The sequence below is a fragment of the Streptomyces yangpuensis genome, assembly GCF_024666385.1.
GTDB lineage: Bacteria > Actinomycetota > Actinomycetes > Streptomycetales > Streptomycetaceae > Streptomyces > Streptomyces yangpuensis.
In genome coordinates this window covers 3,689,452-3,709,803 of sequence record NZ_CP102514.1, presented here as the reverse complement: position 1 = coordinate 3,709,803, position 20,352 = coordinate 3,689,452, and the positions used below count along the sequence as shown (strand labels likewise).

The window sequence follows — 20,352 nt, the reverse complement described above, 5'->3', positions numbered from 1 at the left end:
AGCAGCCCAGCAGCAATCCCCGCCGAGAGGTTCATCCATGGCAGGCGAGACCGTCATCACGGTCGTCGGCAATCTCGTCGACGACCCCGAGCTGCGCTTCACCCCCTCGGGTGCGGCGGTCGCGAAGTTCCGTGTCGCGTCCACCCCCCGCACCTTCGACCGTCAGACCAATGAGTGGAAGGACGGCGAGAGCCTGTTCCTGACCTGCTCGGTGTGGCGGCAGGCGGCGGAGAACGTCGCCGAGTCCCTCCAGCGAGGCATGCGCGTCATCGTGCAGGGCCGGCTGAGGCAGCGGTCGTACGAGGACCGTGAGGGTGTCAAGCGCACGGTCTACGAGCTGGACGTCGAGGAAGTCGGCCCCAGCCTGAAGAACGCCACGGCCAAGGTCGCCAAGACCACCGGTCGCGGTGGCCAGGGTGGATACGGCGGCGGCGGTCAGCAGCAGGGTGGCGGCGGCTGGGGCGGAGCCCCCGGCGGCGGCCAGCAGGGCGGCGGAGCTCCCTCCGACGACCCGTGGGCGTCCAGCGCGCCGGCCGGTGGCCAGCAGCAGGGCGGCGGCGGGGGCGGCTGGGGCGGAAGCTCCGGCGGCTCCGGCGGTGGCTACTCGGACGAGCCGCCCTTCTAGGGCAGCTCCATCCAAACTTCTTGATCACACAGGAGAGACACAATGGCGAAGCCGCCTGTGCGCAAGCCTAAGAAGAAGGTCTGCGCGTTCTGCAAGGACAAGACCGCGTACGTGGACTACAAGGACACGAACATGCTGCGGAAGTTCATTTCCGACCGCGGCAAGATCCGTGCCCGCCGCGTCACCGGCAACTGCACGCAGCACCAGCGTGACGTCGCCACGGCCGTGAAGAACAGCCGTGAGATGGCGCTGCTGCCCTACACGTCCACCGCGCGATAAGGAAAGGGTGACCGACCAATGAAGATCATCCTGACCCACGAGGTCTCTGGCCTCGGTGCCGCCGGCGATGTCGTCGACGTCAAGGACGGTTACGCTCGCAACTACCTGGTCCCGCGTGGTTTCGCGATCCGCTGGACCAAGGGTGGCGAGAAGGACGTGGCGCAGATCCGCCGCGCCCGCAAGATCCACGAGATCGCGACCATCGAGCAGGCCAACGAGGTCAAGGCCAAGCTCGAGGGCGTGAAGGTCCGTCTGGCCACCCGCGCGGGTGACGCCGGTCGTCTCTTCGGCTCCGTGACCCCGGCCGACATCGCCACGGCGATCGAGGCTTCCGGTGGCCCGAAGGTCGACAAGCGCCGCGTTGAGCTGGGCTCCCCGATCAAGACCCTCGGTTCGTACCAGGTCTCCGTGCGTCTGCACAGCGACGTGGCCGCGAACGTGGGCATCGAGGTCGTCGCCGCCTAAGGGCTGCACGCGAAGGGCCGCACCCCGCTGGGGTGCGGCCCTTCGCCGTTTCATGAGTTCCTCCGCGCCGGGCCCGGGCCGTGGTCATGTTTCACGTGAAACATGACCACGGCCCGGCGTTGTTTCACGTGAAACACCTACCGGGTGGCGCCCGCGATCGCCCATCGGCCGGAGCGGGCCCGCAGCTGCAGGGTGACCATCCGGACGAGCATCATCAGGGTCATTGCCCACCAGAGCGTCGTCAGGCCGCCACCGAGGGCCGGGACGAGCAGCGCGACCGGAGCGAAGGCGGCAAGCGTCACGAGCATGGCCCGGGCCAGGTAGGGGCCGTCCCCAGCACCCATCAGGACCCCGTCCAAGACGAAGACGATGCCGGACACGGGCTGCGAGAGGGCCACGACCAGCAGGGCCGGCAGCAGGGCGTTCTCGACCGCCGGGTCGCTGGTGAACAGCGGAATGAAGACGGGGCGGGCCAGGACCACCAGCAGGCCGAGCACGATGCCCGTGGCGATGCCCCACTGCACCATCCGGCGGCAGACGGCCTTCGCGCCCTCCGTGTCCCCCGCTCCCAGATAGCGGCCGATGATCGCCTGCCCGGCGATCGCGATGGCGTCGAGCGCGAAGGCGAGCAGGCTCCACAGGGAGAGAAGGATCTGGTGGGCCGCGATGTCGGCGTCGCCGAGCCGGGCGGCCACCGCGGTCGCGATCATCAGGATGGCGCGCAGCGACAGGGTGCGGACCAGGAGCGGAGCCCCGGCCTGGGCACACGCGCGGATGCCGGCGCTGTCGGGACGCAGGGAGGCGCCGTGCCGACGGGCTCCGCGTACGACCACGAAGAGGTAGGCGGCCGCCATGGCGCACTGGGCGAGAACGGTGCCCCAGGCGGAGCCGGCGATGCCGAGGCCCGCACCGTAGACGAGCGCGACGTTCAGTGCCGCGTTGAGGGCGAAGCCGCCGATGGCGACATAGAGGGGTGTGCGGGTGTCCTGGAGGCCGCGGATGACACCGGTCGCGGCCAGGACCACGAGCATCGCCGGGATTCCTAGGGCGGAGATGCGCAGATAGGTGATCGCGTGCGGGGCGACGCTGTCCGAGGCGCCGAAGAGGGAGATCAGGGAGGGAGCGGCGGGCAGGACCACGGCGATGACGGCCACGCCGAGCAGGAGGGCCAGCCAGATGCCGTCCATGCCCTGCCGGATGGCTGCCTGCAGGTCTCCGGCACCGACCCGGCGGGAAACGGCGGCCGTGGTGGCGTAGGCGAGGAAGACGAACACGCTCACGGCAGTGGTGAGCAGGGCGGCGGCGATGCCGAGGCCGGCCAGCTGGGGGGTGCCGAGGTGTCCCACGATGGCGCTGTCGAACATCACGAAGAGGGGCTCGGCGACGAGGGCGCCGAAGGCGGGGACAGCGAGCGCGAAGATCTCTCGGTCATGCCGTCTCGGCCCCGCCGTGGGTGCTGCGAGGGCCTGGGTCATGCGCTCCAATCTAATCTTCCACAGGTAATGGACGCAACCCCGAATGGATCCTTACTGGTTGCGCCGGCTCGGGCGTTCTTCCCGCCCCGTTGGAGGCGTTCTCGGGAGCGCGGCGAAGAAATTTCCCCCACGCGCTCGATGGAAGACGAAACCGCAGGTCAGGTGGGGTAACGGGGTGCCCTGGGTGATTTTGTCCACAGCGTCGTCCCCCGGTCCGTGCACAGCTTCGGGGGAGTTACCCACAGCATTGGCGCCGTCGTCCACATCTCATCCACAGAGCCTGTGGATAACAAGATTGGCTGACGCCGCTCGCGGCCCTACCGTGGTGCGTTGCCCGACTCGCCGACAGCCGATTCGGGTGCCCCAGATGTCAGAGCCGTGTCGTAGAAAGAGCCGCACGGCAAGGTCCGCTTTGCGGACGGGAGGAGGCGGCCCGGTGAGTATGCCCGAGCCCATGGACGACCCCTGGGCCGACAGCGGTCCGAGCGACCGTCTGCCCGCCCGTCCGCGCCGTAACAGCGACGGCCGGGGCCGCGGCGACGAGCAGCACGACCGGGGCCGCGAGGGCGGCTCCTGGGACGGCGGCGGTGGCGGCTTCGAGCGCGTCCCCCCGCAGGACCTCGACGCCGAGCAGTCCGTGCTGGGCGGCATGCTCCTCTCCAAGGACGCCATCGCCGACGTGGTCGAGGTCATCAAGGGCCACGACTTCTACCGGCCCTCGCACGAGACGATCTACCAGGCCATCCTCGACCTGTACGCCAAGGGCGAGCCGGCCGACCCGATCACCGTCGGCGCCGAACTGACCCGTCGCGGCGAGATCAGCAAGGTCGGCGGGGCCTCGTACCTGCACACGCTGGTCCAGTCGGTGCCCACAGCGGCGAACGCCGAGTACTACGCGGAGATCGTCCACGAGCGGGCCGTCCTGCGCCGCCTCGTCGCCGCCGGTACGAAGATCACGCAGATGGGGTACGCCGCCGACGGCGACGTCGACGAGATCGTCAACAGCGCCCAGGCCGAGATCTACGCCGTCACCGAGCAGCGGACCTCCGAGGACTACCTGCCGCTCGGCGACATCATGGAAGGCGCCCTCGACGAGATCGAGGCCATCGGTTCGCGCAGCGGGCAGATGTCGGGCGTGCCCACCGGCTTCACCGACCTGGACTCGCTGACCAACGGCCTGCACCCGGGCCAGATGATCGTCATCGCCGCACGTCCGGCCATGGGTAAGTCCACACTCGCGCTGGACTTCGCCCGCGCCTGCTCCATCAAGAGCAATCTGCCCAGCGTGATCTTCTCCCTCGAAATGGGGCGCAACGAGATCGCCATGCGCCTGCTGTCGGCCGAGGCCAGGGTGGCGCTGCACCACATGCGTTCGGGCACGATGACGGACGACGACTGGACCCGGCTGGCCCGCCGGATGCCCGACGTCTCGGCCGCCCCGCTCTACATCGACGATTCCCCCAACCTGTCGATGATGGAGATCCGGGCCAAGTGCCGTCGGCTCAAGCAGCGCAACGACCTCTCGCTCGTGGTCATCGACTACCTCCAGCTGATGCAGTCGGGTGGCTCGCGCCGGCCCGAGAGCCGCCAGCAGGAGGTCTCGGACATGTCCCGAAATCTGAAGCTGCTGGCGAAGGAGCTGGAGGTCCCGGTGATCGCGCTCTCCCAGCTGAACCGTGGCCCGGAGCAGCGGACCGACAAGAAGCCGATGGTCTCCGACCTGCGTGAGTCGGGCTCCATCGAGCAGGACGCCGACATGGTGATCCTGCTGCACCGCGAGGACGCCTACGAGAAGGAGTCGCCTCGTGCCGGTGAGGCCGACCTGATCGTGGCCAAGCACCGTAACGGCCCCACCGCGACGATCACGGTCGCCTTCCAGGGCCACTACTCGCGCTTCGTGGACATGGCCAACACGTAGCATCCGATCATGGATGAGCTTGCCGAGGACCGTGAACTGCTGCCTGCCACCCGTCGTGCGCTGAGGCACCGGATCGCCGTCGCCCAGAGCACTGGACGGGCCCCGTCGGTCGTCGCGGCCGTGCTGCGCGGCGGGGAGGTGGTCTGGGAGGGTTCCCGGACCTCCGTCGAAGGGCACGGCCCGGACGGGAACGTGCAGTACCGGATCGGGTCGATCAGCAAGACCTTCACCGCCGTCCTCGTCATGCGCCTGCGTGACGAGGGACTGCTGAGGCTCGACGACCCGCTGGACAAGCACCTCCCGGGGACCGCCGCCGGCCACGTGACCATCGCCCAACTGCTGGCCCACACCGGCGGACTGGCGGCGGAGACCCCCGGCGAGTGGTGGGAGCGGACCCCCGGCTCGCAGCGGCCCGAGCTCGCCGACGTGCTGGGCGAGGAGCCCTTCAAGCTCGCCCCGGGCAGCAGGCACCACTACTCCAACCCCGGTTACACCCTGCTGGGTTCGCTGGTGGAGGCGCTGCGCGGCCGGCCGTGGGAAGAGGCCTTGCGGGCCGAGGTGCTGGAACCCCTCGGCCTGGACCGTACGAGCGGACTGCCGCAGGCGCCGCACGCCGGCGGATGGGCGGTGCACCCGTGGGCCGATGTGATGATGCCCGAACCGCTGGAGGACCTGGGGCTGATGGCCGCGGCCGGTCAGCTGTGGTCCACGACCCGGGACCTCGCACGGTTCGCCGCCTTCCTGCTGCGCGGTGACGAGCGGGTCCTGAGCGCGGAGTCCGTACGGGAGATGCGCCGCCCGGCGGCGCCCCCGGAGCCCGGCCTCGCCGACCTCGGCTACGGGCTGGGGATGCAGCTGACGGCCCAGGGCGCGCGCAGGCTGGCGGGCCACAGCGGTTCGCTGCCCGGGTTCGTCGCGGGGCTGTGGATGAGCGAGGTGGACGACGTGGCCGCGGTGGTGCTGGCCAACTGCACCTCGGGGGTGCCGGCCTCGGCCGTCGCGGTCGATCTCGTCGGGATCGTGGCGGACGCGGAGCCCCCGTTCCCCTCTCCGTGGCGGCCGTTCACGGCTGCGGACCAGGTGCCCCTGGACGTGTGCGGCCCCTGGTACTGGGGGACTTCGGCCCACGTGGTGCGGCTGCTCGCGGACGGATCCCTGGAACTGGGGCCGGTCGCTGGGAGTGGGCGCAACGCCCGGTTCCGGTCCGAGCCCGACGGCAGCTGGACCGGGCTGTCCGGGTACTACGCCGGTGAGACGCTGCGGGCGGTCCGCCGGGAGGACGGCTCGGTGAGCCACCTCGATCTGGCGTCGTTCGTGTTCACGAGGGAGCCGTACGACGCCGCTGCCCCGGTGCCCGGCGGCGTCGACCCGCAGGGCTGGCGCGGGATCGGCTGAGGCCGGAAGCCCGTCTCAGGCGACGAGTTCACGCTCCAGCGGAGTACGGAAGCGCGGGGTGACCCGGGCGTCGCCCACCCAGGCGGCGAGGCGCGCGGCCTCGGCGGCGATCGCCTCCTCGGCGGTCCGGCCGGGGTCGCCGAGCAGCCGCCAGACGATCTCGCCGTCCGGGCGCTGGGCCCAGCCGCCGACGATCTCGCCGTTCCACCACACGGTGGGACCGATGTTGCCGGCGTAGTCGAAGAGGGCGGGCCTGTGGGCGGCATCGAGGTGGAACCTCCGGTCGGCCCAGCCCATGCCTGCCGGATCGAGCGCGGGCAGCAGCGCCGCCCAGGGCTCGGGAGCCGGTTCGGGTGCGGTGTCCCCGGGGCTGACCAGGGCGGTACTGCCGTCTTCGAGTCGCACCTGGTCGGGACCGACGGCGGCGAGGGCCTTGCGTACCTCGGTGAGGGTCCAGCCCGTCCACCACTTGAGGTCGGCCTCGGTGGCCGGGCCGTACGCGTCCAGCCAGCGGCGGGCGATCTCGGCACGGGCCTCCGCGGCCGGTACGGCGGGCCAGGGCGCGGTGTGGACCCACCGGAACTGGCTGGAGGTCCACGATCCGCGCGGCCGGTCGCGGCGGATCCTGCCGTCGGCGGCCAGCAGGCGGATGACGCGGGTGGCGACGCCCTGCTCCGTCTCGTACTTCTTGCCCCGGCTGATGGTGATCTTCCGGCGCAGCGCGGGCACGGCTGAGGAAAGCTGACTGCCGGTGAGGGGACCGCTGGTGTCCAGGGTGTCCAGAGCGGCGGCCTCCGCCCCGGCCAGCCATGCGGCGTCGAGACCCTGGCCGTCCTCGGCGAGGTGCTTGAGGAGGGTGCGGCGCTCCTTGACCGCGATGGCGCGGGCGGTCGATGCGTCGACGTACGGGGCAAGATGCGTCGACACGGCGAAGAGGGTGTTGCGCATGCTGAGCAGCCGCACGAGGCGGACATCCTCGTAGAGCGCGTGCTCGACCGCTCCGGGGCCGCCCTCGGCCAGCCGGGCCCGGGCGGAGAGGAAGACGGTCGCGGCGTCGGTGGCGTGCAGGGCGACGACGGAGTCCGCAGCTTCCGCGACCGTCGCGGCGTGGGCCGACGGGGCCAGACGGTGGCGTCGGCCGAGGCGGTTGCGGCGCTCGGTGGTGCTGAGGAGGGGGAGACGGGCGCTCATCCTCCCGATCGTAGGCCGGGCCACCGACACCGCGGTGCGGCCCGGCCCACGATCCTGCCGGTCACAGCTGGAGCTTGAACCCGACATGCGAGGCGGTGAACCCGAGCCGTTCGTAGAAGCGGTGGGCGTCGGTCCGGCTCACGTCCGACGTGAGCTGGACGAGTGCGCAGTTCTCGGCCCGGGACTTCTCGATCGCCCACTCGATGAACCGGGTGCCCAGTCCACTGCCGCGCTCGTCCGCGTGGACACGGACGCCTTCGACGATGGCGCGGGTGGCTCCCTTGCGGGAGAGGCCGGGGACGATCGTCAGCTGGAGGGTGCCCACGACACGGCCGGCCCGTACGGCGACGACCACATGCTGGTTCGGGTCGCCGATGAGACGTTCCAGGGCTGTGCGGTACGGGGTGAGGTCCCCCAGGGATTCGCGGGTCGCGCCCAGCGGGTCATCGGCCAGCATGGCGACGATGGCGGGCAGATCGGCCTCGGTGGCCGGCCGGATCACCAACGTGGGAGAGTCTGTCACGACGGGAATCCCCTCTCAGCCCGCGGCCACGGTGAGCGGCGCCCAGCGGCGGGTCCAGTCACCGGGCAGGCCGGGGATGTCCCGTGTCATCACCGCGTTGAAGGCGACGGTCTCCAGGCCGCGTTCCTTGAGCCACGCGAGCAGTTCCTCGTGCCGTACATCGACATCGGTGCGCAGCACCCGGTCCGTGCCCCTGGCGAGAGCGGTGACCAAGGACATGGCGGTGTCGGTGTCCCGGGCGATCAGGGGGCCGATGACATGGGTGTGCATATTGGGCCAGGCCGCCGCGTATCCCGCGAGCGTGCCGTCTCCGGCCTGGTCCTCGGCGACGAGCAGCTGGTCGGCGAAGGCCGGCAGCCGCGTGATCATGTGCGTACGGTCGGCGCCGAAGACCTCGGCGTCCAGGCGCAGGATGCGCGGGAGGTCCTCCGCGACCGCCCGTCGTACCCGAGCGGTGCCGTGCGCGCCGGAGGTGTCCTCCTGGAAGGCCCCTACCAGCATTTCGGCGCGCCCCGTGGTGTTGAAACCGAGCTCCTCGTAGAGCGGGCGCCCATAAGGAGTGGCGTGCAGGGTGAGTGGGACGCCCTTGAGTACGTCGTTGCAGATGTGGGTCATCAGGGCCCGTCCGAGCCCCTGGCGTGCGTAGCGGTCGGCCACGAGGACCATGCCGATGGCGGCGAGTCCGGGGCCGGTGGAGGCGGAGCCGTAGCGGGTGACGACGCAGGCGGCGGCGAGGCCCTGGCCGTCCGGGGCATCGATGCCGTAGCCGTTTCCGGCGGCGAGCAGCAGCCCCCACTTGTGGTCCTCGCGGAGCCAGCCACGATCTTCGGACAGGTCGGCGCAGCGGTGGAGATCGTCCACGGACAGCGCGCGGATCGGCAGATCGGTGATGTGTGGTGGTGTCACCGGCTCAGACTGGATCATGAGCCGGGAGTCGTCCAGAGGATTTGGGCCGATGTTTCACGTGACACTGCCGATGTTTCACGTGAAACATGAGCTGCGCGGGCGGCCACGCCGGGCGGTGTTTCACGTGAAACGCGGTGTTTCACGTGAAACCGAGCCACTAGCCTCGACAGCTATGACGCGCCTGCACCTCTTCGACCTCGACGGCACACTGATGTACGGCTCGGCGGCTCCGGTGGAGATCTCCCGCCAGCTAGGGGTGAGTGCCGAGATCGCCGCGCTGGAGCGGTCTTTCGCCGCGCGGGAGATCGGGCCGCACCAGTTCTCGGTGGCGGTGCACGCGCTGTGGGCCGAGCTGACGCCGCAGCATGTCCGGGCGGCGTTCGAGGGGGCTCCCTGGCTCGCGGGCATCCGGGACGTCTGGCAGGAGATCCGCGGGCGCGGGGAGTACTGCGCGGTGGTCTCCCTGTCCCCGTCCTTCTTCGTGGAACTGCTGCTGGAGTGGGGCGCTCATGCCGCCCACGGCTCGGTATTCCCCGAGGTGCCGTTCACCCGGCCCGTGGAGGAGGCCGGGATCCTGACCCCCGAGGGCAAGGTCATGGTGGCCGACCGGCTGTGCGAGCAGTTCGGTGTGACCCGCGGCGACTGCGTGGCGTACGGGGATTCGGGGACGGACATCCACCTCTTCGAGGCGGTGTCCGTTTCGGTGGCGGTCAACGCGCGACCGCATCTGGCCGCACGCGCGACCCATGTCTACGAGGGGCGGGACCTGCGGGAGGTATACCAGCTCGTGGCCATGGCGCGCCCGGGAGTTGACGCATCTTAGGAGGAAAGTGGGTTCGAATCGCGGATTTTCCGTGTTTCCCCGCAGGCCTCTGGGGCGGCTGGCACGCTGTGAAACCGGGAACCACGGATTCATGACCGTGGCGTGTGCAGACCGACCGAGATGCTCGAAGCGAGGCACCGCATGGACGCTCCGCCCACCAGATCGGCCAGACGCGAAGCGGCCCGGATACCCTCCGAGGGCGAAGCGGCCGAGCCCTCACCGGATGCCGTACTCATCCGCCGGACCCTCGCGGAGATCGCCCCGGTCGCCGACAAGGTGACCTCGTACTTCTACGCTCTGGTCTTCACCGGGCACCCGGAAGTGCGGGGCATGTTCCCGGCGGCCATGGACACCCAGCGCGACCGCCTGCTGAAGGCGCTCCTGACCGCCGCCGAGCACATCGACCATCCCGACGTGCTCGCCCCGTACCTCTGCCGACTGGGCACCGGACACCGCAAGTACGGCACCATGGCCTACCACTATCCCGCGGTCGGCGAGGCCCTCGTGGGGGCACTGGCCCGGTTCGCGACGCAGAGCTGGGGGCCCGAGACCGAGGCCGCGTGGGTGCGTGCGTACACCGCGATCTCCCAGATCATGATCGACGCGGCGGCGGCGGACGAGGTGAAGGCCCCGGCCTGGTGGCACGCGGAGGTGGTCTCCCACGACCTGCGCACCCCGGACATCGCGGTGCTGACCGTCCGCCCCGATCAGCCGTACGCCTTCCTGGCCGGCCAGTACGCGAGCCTGGAGACCCCGTGGTGGCCGCGGGTCTGGAGGCATTACTCCTTCGCCTCGGCCCCCCGTGCCGACGGGCTGCTCTCCTTCCACGTCAAGGCCGTCCCGGCGGGCTGGGTCTCCAACGCCCTGGTGCGCCACGCCCGCCCCGGGGACGTGCTGCGTCTGGGACCGCCGGCCGGGTCGATGGTGGTGGACCACACCACCGACAACGGGATGCTCTGCTTGGGCGGGGGCACCGGCATCGCCCCGATCAAGGCTCTGATCGAGGATGTGGCCGAACACGGCGAGCGCCGTCCCGTCGAGGTGTTCTTCGGAGCGCGCAGCGACAACGACCTGTACGACAAGGACACCCTGCTGGGGCTGCAGCGCTCGCACCCGTGGCTGTCGGTGCGGCCGGTGGTGGGCGACGGGCTGGCGGGACAGCTGCCGCAGGCCGTGGGCGAGCACGGGCCGTGGAGCTCCTACGACGCGTTCATCTCGGGACCGCCCGCGATGATCCGCAGCGGGGTCGACGAGCTCCTGCGCATCGGTATCCCCGGCGAGCGGATCCGGCACGACGCGGTCGAGGAACTGGTGGGCATCGCCGGATGAGACCGGCGGGCACGCCGGTCCGGGACCGGCGGCGGTCCACCGGCCCCGGCGCGGCTCAGCCCAGGTCGGGCGCGTGCATGGCGCGCACGCCCTCGATGTTCCCGTCCAGGTAGTGCCGTAGGGACAGCGGGACGAGGTGGACCGCGGCGATGCCCACCCGGCTGAAGGGCACCCGGACGATCTCGTACTCGCCCTCGGGCTCGTCGACCTCGGGGCCGTGCCGCAGGCTCGGGTCCATCGATTCGAGGCGGCAGACGAAGAAGTGCTGCACCTTCACGCCGGTCACCCCGCCGCCGGCGATGTGCTCGACGGTGTCGACGAAGCAGGGCACGACATCGGTGATCTTCGCGCCGAGTTCTTCGTGGACCTCTCGGTGGAGGGCGTCGACGACGGTGGCGTCCGAGGGCTCCACTCCCCCGCCGGGGGTGAGCCAGTAGGGGTCGACGCCGGGCTTTGTGCGTTTGATGAGGATCAGGTCGTCACCGTCGAGCAGGATCGCGCGGGCGGTGCGTTTGACCACGGGACGTTCGGTCATGGGAGAAGAGTGGCCCGCCGCTCCGCTTCTGAAACGCGCCAGGGGCCGGAAACAGGGGGCTCACCAGTGCACAGCGGCGTCCAGGAGCCGCTCGCGGGCCCGGGCGAGGTGGGCGAGGGAGAGGCTTCCCGTCCGCAGGACCAGGAACCAGGTGCGCAGCGGTGGTACGGCAGGCTCCGCCACGGCCGCGATCCGGCCGCTGTCGAGGGCGTCCTGGCACAGGTAGCGGGGCAGCACGGCGAGCCCCGCGCCCGCGAGGACGCATTCCAGTACGGCCCGCAGATCGGGTACGACCACGGTGGCGGCCAGGGACCTCGCGTCCGGCGCGGTGTCGAAGACGGCGCTCCAGTACCGGGTGACGAGCGGCAGGGTCTCGTGGACCTCGACGAGCGGGATGCCCTCCAGCGCCCCCGGACCGTCGTCCCGCAGCCGGTCGGTGTCGACGAGGGCGGCCCAGTAGGGCGCGGCGACCAGGACGTGCTCCTCGTCGCACAGGGCGGTGGCGGTGAAGGGGCCGCCGCGGGGGCGGGCGGTGGTGACGACGAGGTCGTGGTGGCCGGCGGCGAGCCCGTCGAGAACGGTCCCGGCGTCGCCCTGCAGGGTGGCCCGGAGGGTGTGGCCCTGGCCGACCAGGGGGGCGAGGGCGGGGAGCACCCGCAGGGACAGGAACTCCGGCGGCCCGGCGACGTGGAGGGACCGCAGCCCGCCCGCGTCCTCCCGCTCCGCCTCGGTGATCCGGAGCAGGGCGTCGAGGTGCGGGGCGGCCTTGTGAGCGAGTTCGTCGCCGACGGCGGTGGGTGTGACACCGCGGGCCCGGCGGTGGAAGAGCGGCCTGCCCAACTGGCGTTCCAGGGTGCGGATCTGCGAGGTCACCGCGGGCTGGGACAGTCCGAGGAGGGCGGCGGCGCGCGTGAACGAGCCCGCCCGGTGGACGGTGACGAAGGTGCGCAGCAGGGCCAGATCCATCGCGACACCTCTCGGTGGGGGCCTACAACTATAAATATGCAGATAGGCCCCTGTCGCTACCGTGATTGGACTCTGACGCAGAGTCAACTAGCCTTGTCGCGTGGTTCTTCGCGCGCGGAACCCGGGGCGGTCCGAGCCACTAGGGGGGAGGCTCGGACTGCCCTTTCACGACGTGTGCCGGACGTGTGCCGGATGTGGGCCGGATCTGTGCCGGATCTGTGCCGGACGTGTGCCAGAGGTGTCAGCAGTCCTGACCGGCCGGGTCGAGGGCTCGGTCGAGGGCCCGCAGGACGTCCGCGACCAGGTCTTCGGTGTCCTCGGCCCCGGCGGAGAAGCGGATGAAGCCCTCGGGCACGGCGTCTCCGCCCCACCGCCCGCGCCGCTCGGCGGTGGACCGCACGCCGCCGAAACTCGTGGCGTCCTCGACCAGGTGCAGGGCGGCCATGAAGCGCTGCGCGTGGGCCCGGTCGGGCAGGGTGAAGGAGACCACCGAGCCGAAGCCCCGCATCTGACGCGCGGCCGTCTTGTGGGAGGGGTCGGTCGTCAGCCCCGGGTAGCGGACCCCGCTCACCTCACGGCGGTCGCCCAGAGCCTCCGCGACGGCCAGGGCGTTGGCCCACTGGCGCTGTGCGCGCAGCTGGATGGTGGCCAGTGAACGGTGGGCCAGCCAGGCCTCCATGGGACCCGGAATCGCGCCGACGATCTTGCGCCAGCCCCGGACCCGGGCCGCGAGTTGCGGGTCGCGGCACACGACGTATCCGAGCAGCAGGTCCCCGTGGCCGGTGAGGCCCTTGGTGCCGCTGGCCACGGAGAAGTCCGCCCCGAGCTCCAGGGGCCGCTGTCCGAGGGGGGTGGCGAGGGTGTTGTCGACGGCGACCAGGGTCCCGCCGGCGTGCGCGGCCTCCGCGAGGCGTCGTACGTCGCACACGTCGAGCCCGGGATTGGACGGCGTCTCGATCCACAGCATCCGGGCCCCGTCGAGGACGTCGAGCTGGGCGTCCCCTCCGGTGGGCGCGGTGCGCACGTGGATCCCGTACGCCTCCAGCTGCTCCCGCAGCAGGGGCAGCGCCTGGTAGCCGTCGTCGGGCAGGACGACGGTGTCCCCGGTGCGCGCCTGGGAGAGCAGGACGGCGGAGATGGCCGCCATGCCGGAGCCGAAGACGATGGTGTGCACGTCCTGGCCGGGGGCCTCCAGCTCTCCGATCGCCCGTTCCAGCAGGGTCCACGTCGGATTGGTGTCGCGGCCGTAGGCGTACGGGCCCTCGACGTCTCCCGGGAGGTGGAAGTGGGCGGCGAAGACCGGCCCGGGCAGGGGCGGTTCGTTCTTGACGACCTCGGGCAGGCCGGCGCGCACGGCTCGGGTGCCGTCGCCGATCGACTCACCGGGTCCTTCGGGGGCGTACTCGTTCACGCGGTGTGCTCCTTCATCGCCTCGCGTACGGCGTCCAGCAGTCCGGGGCCGGCCGCCTCGACCAGCTCCAGGCATTCCTCGAACCCCTCCAGCGACCCGTAGTAGGGGCCCGGTACGTCGTCGTGCCCGGCCCGTTCCACCTGGGCGCGGAAGACGGACTCGGCCATGGGGGAGCGGCATATGGTGCCCGTGCAGACGAAGCAGACGCGGTACATGTCCGGCCGCGCTCAGTCGTTGTCCAGGACCATGTTCACGGCCCAGGAGACGATGGAAATGATCAGGCCGCCGATCAGTGCCGACCAGAAATTGTCCACATGGAAACTCAGGTCGAACTGGTCGGCCAGCCACGAGGTCAGCATCAGCATCAGCGCGTTCACGACGAGCGTGAACAGGCCGAGCGTGAGGATGAACAGCGGCAGCGAGAACAGCTTCACCACGGGCTTGACGATGAAGTTGACCAGGCCGAAGAGCAGGGCGACCAGGATCAGGGTCAGCGTCCGGCGGCCCATCGTGCTGCCGTCGTCCAGGGTGATGCCGGCGACCAGCCAGATGGCGACGGCCAGGGCGGCCGCATTGGCGAGCGTCTTGACTACGAAATTCGTCATGTGTCTGATCGTGGCAGAGAAGATCCCGGTGGGACATCCGCAGATCAGCGGATGTGAGGGAACGATCGAGGCAAGGGGCACAACGAGGATGAAAGCCTTCCGGCTTGACGAGCTCGAAGCGGAACGGGCCGCCAACGACGGCGCCTATCTGCAGTTCCTGCGTGAGCGGAACATGTCCGTCGGGCTGTACGCGCTCGACGCCGGCCAGACCGATCCGCAGCGGCCGCACGGTCAGGACGAGGTGTACTTCGTCGTCAGCGGGAGGGCCTCGATCACGGTCGGGGAGGAGACCACCACCGTGGCGCGCGGCAGCGTCGTCTACGTCCCGGCGGGTGTCGCGCACAAGTTCCACCACATCACCGAGGACCTGAAGGTGATGGTGGTGTTCTCCCCGCCGGAGGGCTGAGCCGACCGCGGATGAGGGTCGTGGCCCCTGATCCCCCTAAGGGGCGGATCAGGGGACTCCGGGGGCTCCCGGGCCCCGATCGGAGCGCGCGGACTCCTAGCATCGAGAGCAGGAAGTCACGGACGGGAAGACCAGGAAGAGGTCGAGGACATGAACGGCATCCGAGAGATATTCGCAGGCATGCCCTGGTGGGTTAAGTGGGTCGCCGTTCCGCTGCTGGCCCTGTTCGTCTTCGGCGGTGTCATCACGAGCATCCTGGGCGCACTGATCTCGTTCGCCTTCAAGCTGCTCCTCTTCGTCGGCCTCGTCGGCGGTCTGATCTTCGTCGTGAAGAAGCTCGGCGGCGGGCGTTCGAAGTCCTCCTCCGGCGAGTGGTAGGTGGCCTCGGGGGTGGTTCCCGGCCTCGGGGGCGGTTCCCCCGTTAACCCAGCTGAGGGAACGTGATGCCCTGAGCGGCTCATGGCCCCGGAATCGGTGGATAGAGTCGCGAACTGTGCCGATCCCTGGGCACCGGGAGCCGCCGTCACCGCCTGACCTGTGGTGATGGCGACGAACCGCCGAGCGCGACCCCCAGGACCCGGCATGCGCGGGGGCGGCCCCCGCAGGGCGGGCCACCCCTGAAGGCCCGCAGCCACGCCTGGGGGTGAGCTTTGTCTCCGGTCCACAATGCCGGTGTGCCGACACTGATCGGTTCGGTGCAGAGGGCGCTGAGGCTGCTCGAAGCCGCGGGATCCCACAGCGGGGGAGCCCCGGCGAAGCAGCTGGCGCGTGAGGCCGGGCTCCCGCTCCCCACCGCCTACCACCTGTTGCGCACCCTGACCCACGAGGGCTACCTGCGCAGACAACGCGGAGTCTTCGTGCTCGGTGACGCAGCCGGCAGGCTGGCCGTCGGAGGACTCCAGCAGAAACGTCGCAGCATGATCCTCGATTCGCTCGCGCACTTCCGCGACGCGGTCGGGGCGCCCGTCTACTTCGCGGTCTACCGCGAGGGTGAAATCGAGGTCGTGGGGGTCTCGGACACTCCGGGCAGTCCCGCGTGCGAGGAGTGGGCCGACTTCCGGGAGACCGGCCACGCCCACGCCATCGGGCAGTGCCTGCTCGGCCAGCTCGACGAGAGCGCGCGCAAGGACTATTACGACCGCCATCCGGTAGAGGCCATCACCCCTTATACCGTGCGCGATCTGCGCTCCCTGGAGACCCGGATCGGGGCCCTCGGGCGAATGCAGCCTGTAATCGAGAGGCAGGAATATGCCCTCGGCACGGTCTGCGCTGCCATCCCGATCACAGCCGGGGATGCGGCGGCGACCATGGCCATTTCTTTGCCCCTGCACCAGCAAGATCGATTGCTGTATGTAGTCAATCGGCTACGGAGTGAAGTAGGCGCGCTGCTGAGCACCCTCTCCTTCTCTATCAGTATCTGAAAACTCACTCCTTGTGATCTGCAAGCGCTTCCACCACTCTTGTCAAGAGGGCCCTGGGGGATCATTCCTGGCCACTTCCACTACAGCGGGGTAGGCAATGCGCGAGTCGGTACAGGCAGAGGTCATGATGAGCTTCCTCGTTTCCGAGGAGCTCTCGTTCCGGATCCCGGTGGAACTCCGGTACGACGCCCGTGATCCCTACGCAGTCCGCCTGACCTTCCACCTTCCCGGAGACGCGCCCGTGACCTGGGCGTTCGGCCGGGAGCTGCTTCTCGACGGCATCAACAAGCCGTGCGGTGACGGCGATGTGCACATCGCTCCCACCAGCCCCGAGGAGCTGTCCGACGTCCACATCCGGCTCCAGGTCGGCGGCGACCGGGCCCTGTTCCGGGCCGGCGCGGCACCGCTCGTCGCGTTCCTCGACCGTACCGACCGGATCGTTCCGCTCGGACAGGAGCGGAACACCGGGGACTTCGAGGAGCACCTGGACGAGGCGCTCGGCAGAATCCTGGCCGAGTCCAAGCACAACGAGCAGAACGCCGGCTGAACCGCCGTTCAGCGCTTGCGCCGCCGGCCCCGGCCGCCGCGCACCGGTCCCGAGCCCGGTGCGACGGCCGGGGATTCCGGCCGGTCGGCCGAAACCACCAGCGCGGCCAGCGCCGTCGTCACCGGCACCGAGGCGACCAGCCCGATCGAGCCGACGAGGGTGCGCACGATCTCCACCGCGACCAGCTCGCTGTTCGCGACCGATCCCATGCTGCTGTTGGCGATGGAGAACAGCAGGAGCAGGGGGAGCGCGGCGCCCGCGTAGGCCAGTACCAGGGTGTTGACCACCGACGCGATGTGGTCGCGGCCGATCCTGATGGCTGCGCGGTAGAGGGCCCGCGGCCCCATCGACGGGTCGGCCTGGTGGAGTTCCCAGACCGCCGAGGTCTGGGTGACCGTCACGTCGTCGAGCACGCCCAGCGATCCGATGATGATGCCGGCGAGCAGCAGACCGCTCATATCGATGTCCGGGTACAGCCCATGGATCAGACCGGTGTTGTCGTCGGTGTTGCCGGTGAGGAACGCCCAGTCGATGAACACCGATCCCAGCAGACCGATCAGCAGCAGCGACACGAGCGTGCCGAGGACCGCCACCGAGGTGCGGGCGGTCAGACCGTGGCACATGTAGAGCGCGATCAGCATGATCGCGCTCGCCCCGACCACCGCGACCACCAGGGGATTCGACCCCTGGAGGATGGCGGGCAGGATGAACAGCGTCAGCACGCCGAAGCTGACGACCAGTGCGATCAGCGCGAACAGCCCGCGCATCCGCCCGACGAGGACGACCGCGAGCGCGAAGATGCCGGCCAGCACCGCCAGCGGGAGCTTGCGGTTCACGTCGATCACCGAGTACTGCAGGTCGCGGGGCGCGTCCGGGGCGTACGCCACCACCACCTCCTGGCCGTCCGCCAACTGCCGTGGCGCGCCCGGCTGGACGATCTCGATGAAGGTGCGTCCCTTGTCCGGTCCGCTGCCGATCTCGACGGTGGCCTTCTTGCAGTCCCCGGTCTGCGCGGCCCGTGCCGCGCCGCCCGACGGGGCCCCGCCGGGCGGCGCGGCCTGCGAGGCGTTCACGGACTTGCAGTCGACCTCTTCCAGCGAGACGACCTTGGCCTGCTGGGTCTGCCGGTCGAAGCCCACCCCGGTCCGTTCGTGGCCGGGCGTGCCGCCGGGCCAGAGCACCACCAGGCCGACGAGGACGGCGGCGGCGAAGGGGATCAGTACGGCCGCGATGACCTTGCGCAGGTGCTTCGAGACAGGGGCTGCCGGCCCGTGGCCATGGCTGTGGGCATGACCGTGTGAAGGGCCGGAGGAGTGCCCGGAGGAATGACCATGGCCGTCGTGCGCGTGGCCGGAGTGGGCACCGGGCTCAGTGGGCTCGTTGGGGGGCTGCGGCGATGACGTCACCAGCAGATCATCGCAAGAGATGAGGGGGCCCACTGTTCAGCACGCCATGGATGACGCTAGCGTGGGGGCTACTTTGCACAACGCGGGAGCTCGGAGCACCGGGCTGAGAGGACGCTGATCACCGTACGCGCATCACAGATGCGTACGGGAGGAGGCTGCGTCGACCGCCGAACCTGTTACCGGGTAATGCCGGCGTAGGGAGATAGGTCTCATGACCATTCAGGACGCACGCACGCCTGCCGTCAGCCAGGACGCCGACGGCTCGACCGAGCGCAAGCCGGGCTGGCACAAGGGCTACGTGGCGGGCTCCCGCCCCGACATCCGGGTGCCGGTCCGCCAGGTCCACCTCACCAACGGCAAGGACGTGACGCTCTACGACACGTCCGGTCCGTACACCGACCCGCAGATCGAGACCGATGTGCGACGGGGCCTCGCGCCGCTGCGCGAGAACTGGATCATCGGCCGCGGCGACACCGAGGAGTACGCCGGGCGCCCGGTCCGCCCCGAGGACGACGGCATCAAGCACACCTCGCCGCGTGGTGGCCTCAAGAACCTCGACGCGGTCTTCCCGGGCCGTCCGCGCCAGCCCCGCCGGGGCCGTGACGGCGCCGCCGTCACACAGCTCGCGTACGCCCGCCGCGGTGAGATCACCCCGGAGATGGAGTACGTCGCGATCCGCGAGAACGTCTCCCCCGAGGTCGTCCGCGAGGAGATCGCCGCAGGTCGCGCGGTGCTCCCGGCGAACGTGAACCACCCCGAGATCGAGCCGATGATCATCGGCAAGAAGTTCCTGGTGAAGGTCAACGCCAACATCGGCAACTCCGCCGTCACCTCCTCCATCGAGGAGGAGGTGGAGAAGATGACCTGGGCGACCCGATGGGGCGCGGACACGGTCATGGACCTCTCGACGGGCCGCAACATCCACACCACCCGCGAGTGGGTGCTGCGCAACTCCCCCGTCCCGATCGGCACCGTGCCGCTGTACCAGGCGCTGGAGAAGGTCGACGGCCGCGCCGAGGACCTGACCTGGGAGATCTACAAGGACACGGTCATCGAACAGGCCGAGCAGGGCGTCGACTACATGACGGTCCACGCCGGCGTGCTGCTGCCGTACGTCCCGCTGACCGCCCGCCGCAAGACCGGCATCGTCTCGCGCGGCGGCTCGATCATGGCGGCGTGGTGCCTCGCGCACCACAAGGAGAACTTCCTCTACACGAACTTCGAGGAGCTCTGCGAGATCCTGGCGACGTACGACGTCACGTACTCGCTGGGCGACGGCCTGCGCCCCGGCTCCATCGCGGACGCCAACGACGCGGCGCAGTTCGCCGAGCTGAAGACGCTGGGCGAACTCAACACCATCGCCAAGCGCCACAACGTGCAGACGATGATCGAGGGACCGGGCCACGTCCCGATGCACAAGATCAAGGAGAACATCGACCTCCAGCAGGAGATCTGCGAGGAGGCGCCGTTCTACACGCTCGGCCCGCTGACCACCGACGTCGCGCCCGCCTACGACCACATCACGTCGGGCATCGGCGCCGCGATGATCGCCTGGTGGGGCACGGCGATGCTCTGCTACGTCACGCCCAAGGAGCACCTGGGCCTGCCCAACCGCGACGACGTCAAGACCGGCGTCATCACGTACAAGATCTCGGCGCACGCCGCGGACCTCGCCAAGGGGCACCCGGGCGCCCAGGAGTGGGACGACGCCCTGTCCGACGCGCGGTTCGAGTTCCGCTGGGAGGACCAGTTCAACCTGGCGCTGGACCCGGACACGGCCCGTGAGTTCCACGACGAGACGCTGCCCGCCGAGCCGGCCAAGACCGCGCACTTCTGCTCCATGTGCGGTCCGAAGTTCTGCTCGATGAAGATCTCGCAGGACATCCGCCGTGAGCACGGCGGGGACCTGAAGGCCGACGAGATCGAGGCCGGCATGGCGGAGAAGTCCGCCGAGTTCGCGGCCGCGGGCAACCGGGTCTATCTGCCGCTGGCCGACTGAGGCCGGCCGGCAGGACCCGACTGCGGACGGGCGGACCCGCGACCCATGGGGGGAGTCGCGGGCCCGCCCGTTTTTCGTGCCGTCGGACGGAGGGGGCCGGGCTCCGTGGCCCGGCGGGAGCCCATTG

At 70.2% G+C, this 20,352-nt stretch carries 22 protein-coding genes; 12 read left to right on the top strand and 10 right to left on the bottom strand.

Annotated elements, in window-relative coordinates; all coding sequences use genetic code 11:
- Positions 1-37 precede the first annotated feature (37 nt).
- Genes NRK68_RS16920 through rplI form a run of 3 tightly spaced genes read left to right on the top strand, consistent with a single transcriptional unit; the run spans position 38 to position 1,369 of the window.
- A complete protein-coding gene (locus NRK68_RS16920; protein WP_046777634.1) occupies positions 38-625 on the top strand; it encodes a single-stranded DNA-binding protein in 588 nt (195 codons plus the stop codon).
- A 42-nt stretch (positions 626-667) separates the two neighbouring features.
- Positions 668-904: a 30S ribosomal protein S18 gene (rpsR, locus tag NRK68_RS16915; RefSeq protein ID WP_005315025.1), complete on the top strand. Its 237-nt coding sequence runs from the start codon at positions 668-670 to the stop codon at positions 902-904.
- A gap of 18 nt (positions 905-922) precedes the next feature.
- A complete protein-coding gene (rplI, locus tag NRK68_RS16910; RefSeq protein WP_030956813.1) occupies positions 923-1,369 on the top strand; it encodes a 50S ribosomal protein L9 in 447 nt (148 codons plus the stop codon).
- A gap of 137 nt (positions 1,370-1,506) precedes the next feature.
- Here rplI and NRK68_RS16905 read toward each other — a convergent pair whose 3' ends face one another.
- The gene (locus NRK68_RS16905; protein ID WP_183066381.1) at positions 1,507-2,844 is read right to left on the bottom strand and encodes an MATE family efflux transporter; all 1,338 of its coding nucleotides are present in this window, start codon (positions 2,842-2,844) and stop codon (positions 1,507-1,509) included.
- A 454-nt stretch (positions 2,845-3,298) separates the two neighbouring features.
- Between NRK68_RS16905 and dnaB the strand changes: the two genes are divergently transcribed.
- Both dnaB and NRK68_RS16895 read left to right on the top strand, forming a co-directional pair.
- On the top strand, positions 3,299-4,762 hold the full coding sequence (gene dnaB, locus NRK68_RS16900; protein WP_183066703.1) for a replicative DNA helicase: 1,464 nt from the start codon (positions 3,299-3,301) through the stop codon (positions 4,760-4,762).
- Between the two features lie 9 nt (positions 4,763-4,771).
- On the top strand, positions 4,772-6,157 hold the full coding sequence (locus tag NRK68_RS16895) for a serine hydrolase domain-containing protein (protein WP_183066380.1): 1,386 nt from the start codon (positions 4,772-4,774) through the stop codon (positions 6,155-6,157).
- Positions 6,158-6,172: 15 nt separating this feature from the next.
- On the opposite strand, the gene NRK68_RS16890 is transcribed toward NRK68_RS16895, so the two are convergent.
- The 3 genes from NRK68_RS16890 to NRK68_RS16880 form a co-directional block, all read right to left on the bottom strand.
- Complete coding sequence (locus NRK68_RS16890) at positions 6,173-7,348, bottom strand: winged helix DNA-binding domain-containing protein (RefSeq protein ID WP_183066379.1); 1,176 nt, start codon at positions 7,346-7,348, stop codon at positions 6,173-6,175.
- A 61-nt stretch (positions 7,349-7,409) separates the two neighbouring features.
- On the bottom strand, positions 7,410-7,871 hold the full coding sequence (locus NRK68_RS16885; RefSeq protein ID WP_257856136.1) for a GNAT family N-acetyltransferase: 462 nt from the start codon (positions 7,869-7,871) through the stop codon (positions 7,410-7,412).
- Between the two features lie 15 nt (positions 7,872-7,886).
- Positions 7,887-8,777 carry a GNAT family N-acetyltransferase gene (locus tag NRK68_RS16880; RefSeq protein ID WP_257856135.1) on the bottom strand — a complete coding sequence of 297 codons (891 nt, stop codon included), beginning with the start codon at positions 8,775-8,777 and terminating at the stop codon, positions 7,887-7,889.
- A gap of 172 nt (positions 8,778-8,949) precedes the next feature.
- Between NRK68_RS16880 and NRK68_RS16875 the strand changes: the two genes are divergently transcribed.
- Positions 8,950-9,600, top strand: coding sequence for an HAD family hydrolase (locus NRK68_RS16875; protein ID WP_183066376.1), 651 nt, complete (start codon positions 8,950-8,952; stop codon positions 9,598-9,600).
- Positions 9,601-9,720: 120 nt separating this feature from the next.
- Positions 9,721-10,929 carry a globin domain-containing protein gene (locus NRK68_RS16870; protein WP_183066375.1) on the top strand — a complete coding sequence of 403 codons (1,209 nt, stop codon included), beginning with the start codon at positions 9,721-9,723 and terminating at the stop codon, positions 10,927-10,929.
- A 55-nt stretch (positions 10,930-10,984) separates the two neighbouring features.
- On the opposite strand, the gene NRK68_RS16865 is transcribed toward NRK68_RS16870, so the two are convergent.
- From NRK68_RS16865 to NRK68_RS16845, 5 genes are all read right to left on the bottom strand, one after another.
- The gene (locus NRK68_RS16865) at positions 10,985-11,464 is read right to left on the bottom strand and encodes an NUDIX domain-containing protein (RefSeq protein WP_183066374.1); all 480 of its coding nucleotides are present in this window, start codon (positions 11,462-11,464) and stop codon (positions 10,985-10,987) included.
- 60 nt (positions 11,465-11,524) lie between these two features.
- Complete coding sequence (locus tag NRK68_RS16860; RefSeq protein ID WP_183066373.1) at positions 11,525-12,430, bottom strand: LysR family transcriptional regulator; 906 nt, start codon at positions 12,428-12,430, stop codon at positions 11,525-11,527.
- Positions 12,431-12,671: 241 nt separating this feature from the next.
- A complete protein-coding gene (locus tag NRK68_RS16855) occupies positions 12,672-13,916 on the bottom strand; it encodes a cystathionine gamma-lyase (RefSeq protein ID WP_373023589.1) in 1,245 nt (414 codons plus the stop codon).
- A complete protein-coding gene (locus tag NRK68_RS16850) occupies positions 13,838-14,056 on the bottom strand; it encodes an arsenate reductase/protein-tyrosine-phosphatase family protein (protein WP_183066371.1) in 219 nt (72 codons plus the stop codon). The genes NRK68_RS16855 and NRK68_RS16850 overlap by 79 nt, the downstream gene beginning before the upstream one ends.
- Before the next feature lie 12 nt (positions 14,057-14,068).
- On the bottom strand, positions 14,069-14,446 hold the full coding sequence (locus NRK68_RS16845; RefSeq protein ID WP_183066370.1) for a phage holin family protein: 378 nt from the start codon (positions 14,444-14,446) through the stop codon (positions 14,069-14,071).
- An 88-nt stretch (positions 14,447-14,534) separates the two neighbouring features.
- Here NRK68_RS16845 and NRK68_RS16840 point away from each other — a divergent pair, with 88 nt between their 5' ends.
- From NRK68_RS16840 to NRK68_RS16825, 4 genes are all read left to right on the top strand, one after another.
- Complete coding sequence (locus NRK68_RS16840; RefSeq protein WP_257856133.1) at positions 14,535-14,852, top strand: cupin domain-containing protein; 318 nt, start codon at positions 14,535-14,537, stop codon at positions 14,850-14,852.
- A 150-nt stretch (positions 14,853-15,002) separates the two neighbouring features.
- Positions 15,003-15,230, top strand: a complete 228-nt coding sequence (locus tag NRK68_RS16835) for a DUF5326 family protein (protein ID WP_183066369.1) — start codon at positions 15,003-15,005, stop codon at positions 15,228-15,230.
- A 305-nt stretch (positions 15,231-15,535) separates the two neighbouring features.
- Positions 15,536-16,273, top strand: coding sequence for an IclR family transcriptional regulator (locus tag NRK68_RS16830; RefSeq protein ID WP_373024470.1), 738 nt, complete (start codon positions 15,536-15,538; stop codon positions 16,271-16,273).
- A 97-nt stretch (positions 16,274-16,370) separates the two neighbouring features.
- Positions 16,371-16,820, top strand: coding sequence for an SsgA family sporulation/cell division regulator (locus tag NRK68_RS16825; protein ID WP_030956844.1), 450 nt, complete (start codon positions 16,371-16,373; stop codon positions 16,818-16,820).
- A gap of 8 nt (positions 16,821-16,828) precedes the next feature.
- On the opposite strand, the gene NRK68_RS16820 is transcribed toward NRK68_RS16825, so the two are convergent.
- The gene (locus tag NRK68_RS16820; protein WP_257856131.1) at positions 16,829-18,226 is read right to left on the bottom strand and encodes a YibE/F family protein; all 1,398 of its coding nucleotides are present in this window, start codon (positions 18,224-18,226) and stop codon (positions 16,829-16,831) included.
- Between the two features lie 211 nt (positions 18,227-18,437).
- Between NRK68_RS16820 and thiC the strand changes: the two genes are divergently transcribed.
- Entirely contained in the window at positions 18,438-20,225 is a 1,788-nt protein-coding gene (thiC, locus tag NRK68_RS16815) for a phosphomethylpyrimidine synthase ThiC (protein WP_220818870.1), read from the top strand.
- Positions 20,226-20,352 lie beyond the last annotated feature (127 nt).

Excerpts from the sequence above, each read along its gene's own strand:
- NRK68_RS16840 (WP_257856133.1), top strand. The coding sequence starts at position 14,535 with ATGAAAGCCTTCCGGCTTGACGAGCTCGAAGCGGAACGGGCCGCCAAC.
- NRK68_RS16850 (WP_183066371.1), bottom strand. The coding sequence starts at position 14,056 with ATGTACCGCGTCTGCTTCGTCTGCACGGGCACCATATGCCGCTCCCCC.
- NRK68_RS16825 (WP_030956844.1), top strand. The coding sequence starts at position 16,371 with ATGCGCGAGTCGGTACAGGCAGAGGTCATGATGAGCTTCCTCGTTTCC.
- NRK68_RS16905 (WP_183066381.1), bottom strand. The coding sequence starts at position 2,844 with ATGACCCAGGCCCTCGCAGCACCCACGGCGGGGCCGAGACGGCATGAC.
- thiC (WP_220818870.1), top strand. The coding sequence starts at position 18,438 with ATGACCATTCAGGACGCACGCACGCCTGCCGTCAGCCAGGACGCCGAC.
- NRK68_RS16865 (WP_183066374.1), bottom strand. The coding sequence starts at position 11,464 with ATGACCGAACGTCCCGTGGTCAAACGCACCGCCCGCGCGATCCTGCTC.
- NRK68_RS16870 (WP_183066375.1), top strand. The coding sequence starts at position 9,721 with ATGCTCGAAGCGAGGCACCGCATGGACGCTCCGCCCACCAGATCGGCC.
- NRK68_RS16835 (WP_183066369.1), top strand. The coding sequence starts at position 15,003 with ATGAACGGCATCCGAGAGATATTCGCAGGCATGCCCTGGTGGGTTAAG.
- NRK68_RS16920 (WP_046777634.1), top strand. The coding sequence starts at position 38 with ATGGCAGGCGAGACCGTCATCACGGTCGTCGGCAATCTCGTCGACGAC.
- NRK68_RS16890 (WP_183066379.1), bottom strand. The coding sequence starts at position 7,348 with ATGAGCGCCCGTCTCCCCCTCCTCAGCACCACCGAGCGCCGCAACCGC.
- dnaB (WP_183066703.1), top strand. The coding sequence starts at position 3,299 with ATGGACGACCCCTGGGCCGACAGCGGTCCGAGCGACCGTCTGCCCGCC.
- rpsR (WP_005315025.1), top strand. The coding sequence starts at position 668 with ATGGCGAAGCCGCCTGTGCGCAAGCCTAAGAAGAAGGTCTGCGCGTTC.
- NRK68_RS16895 (WP_183066380.1), top strand. The coding sequence starts at position 4,772 with ATGGATGAGCTTGCCGAGGACCGTGAACTGCTGCCTGCCACCCGTCGT.
- NRK68_RS16845 (WP_183066370.1), bottom strand. The coding sequence starts at position 14,446 with ATGACGAATTTCGTAGTCAAGACGCTCGCCAATGCGGCCGCCCTGGCC.
- NRK68_RS16855 (WP_373023589.1), bottom strand. The coding sequence starts at position 13,916 with ATGCCTGGAGCTGGTCGAGGCGGCCGGCCCCGGACTGCTGGACGCCGT.
- NRK68_RS16860 (WP_183066373.1), bottom strand. The coding sequence starts at position 12,430 with ATGGATCTGGCCCTGCTGCGCACCTTCGTCACCGTCCACCGGGCGGGC.
- NRK68_RS16875 (WP_183066376.1), top strand. The coding sequence starts at position 8,950 with ATGACGCGCCTGCACCTCTTCGACCTCGACGGCACACTGATGTACGGC.
- rplI (WP_030956813.1), top strand. The coding sequence starts at position 923 with ATGAAGATCATCCTGACCCACGAGGTCTCTGGCCTCGGTGCCGCCGGC.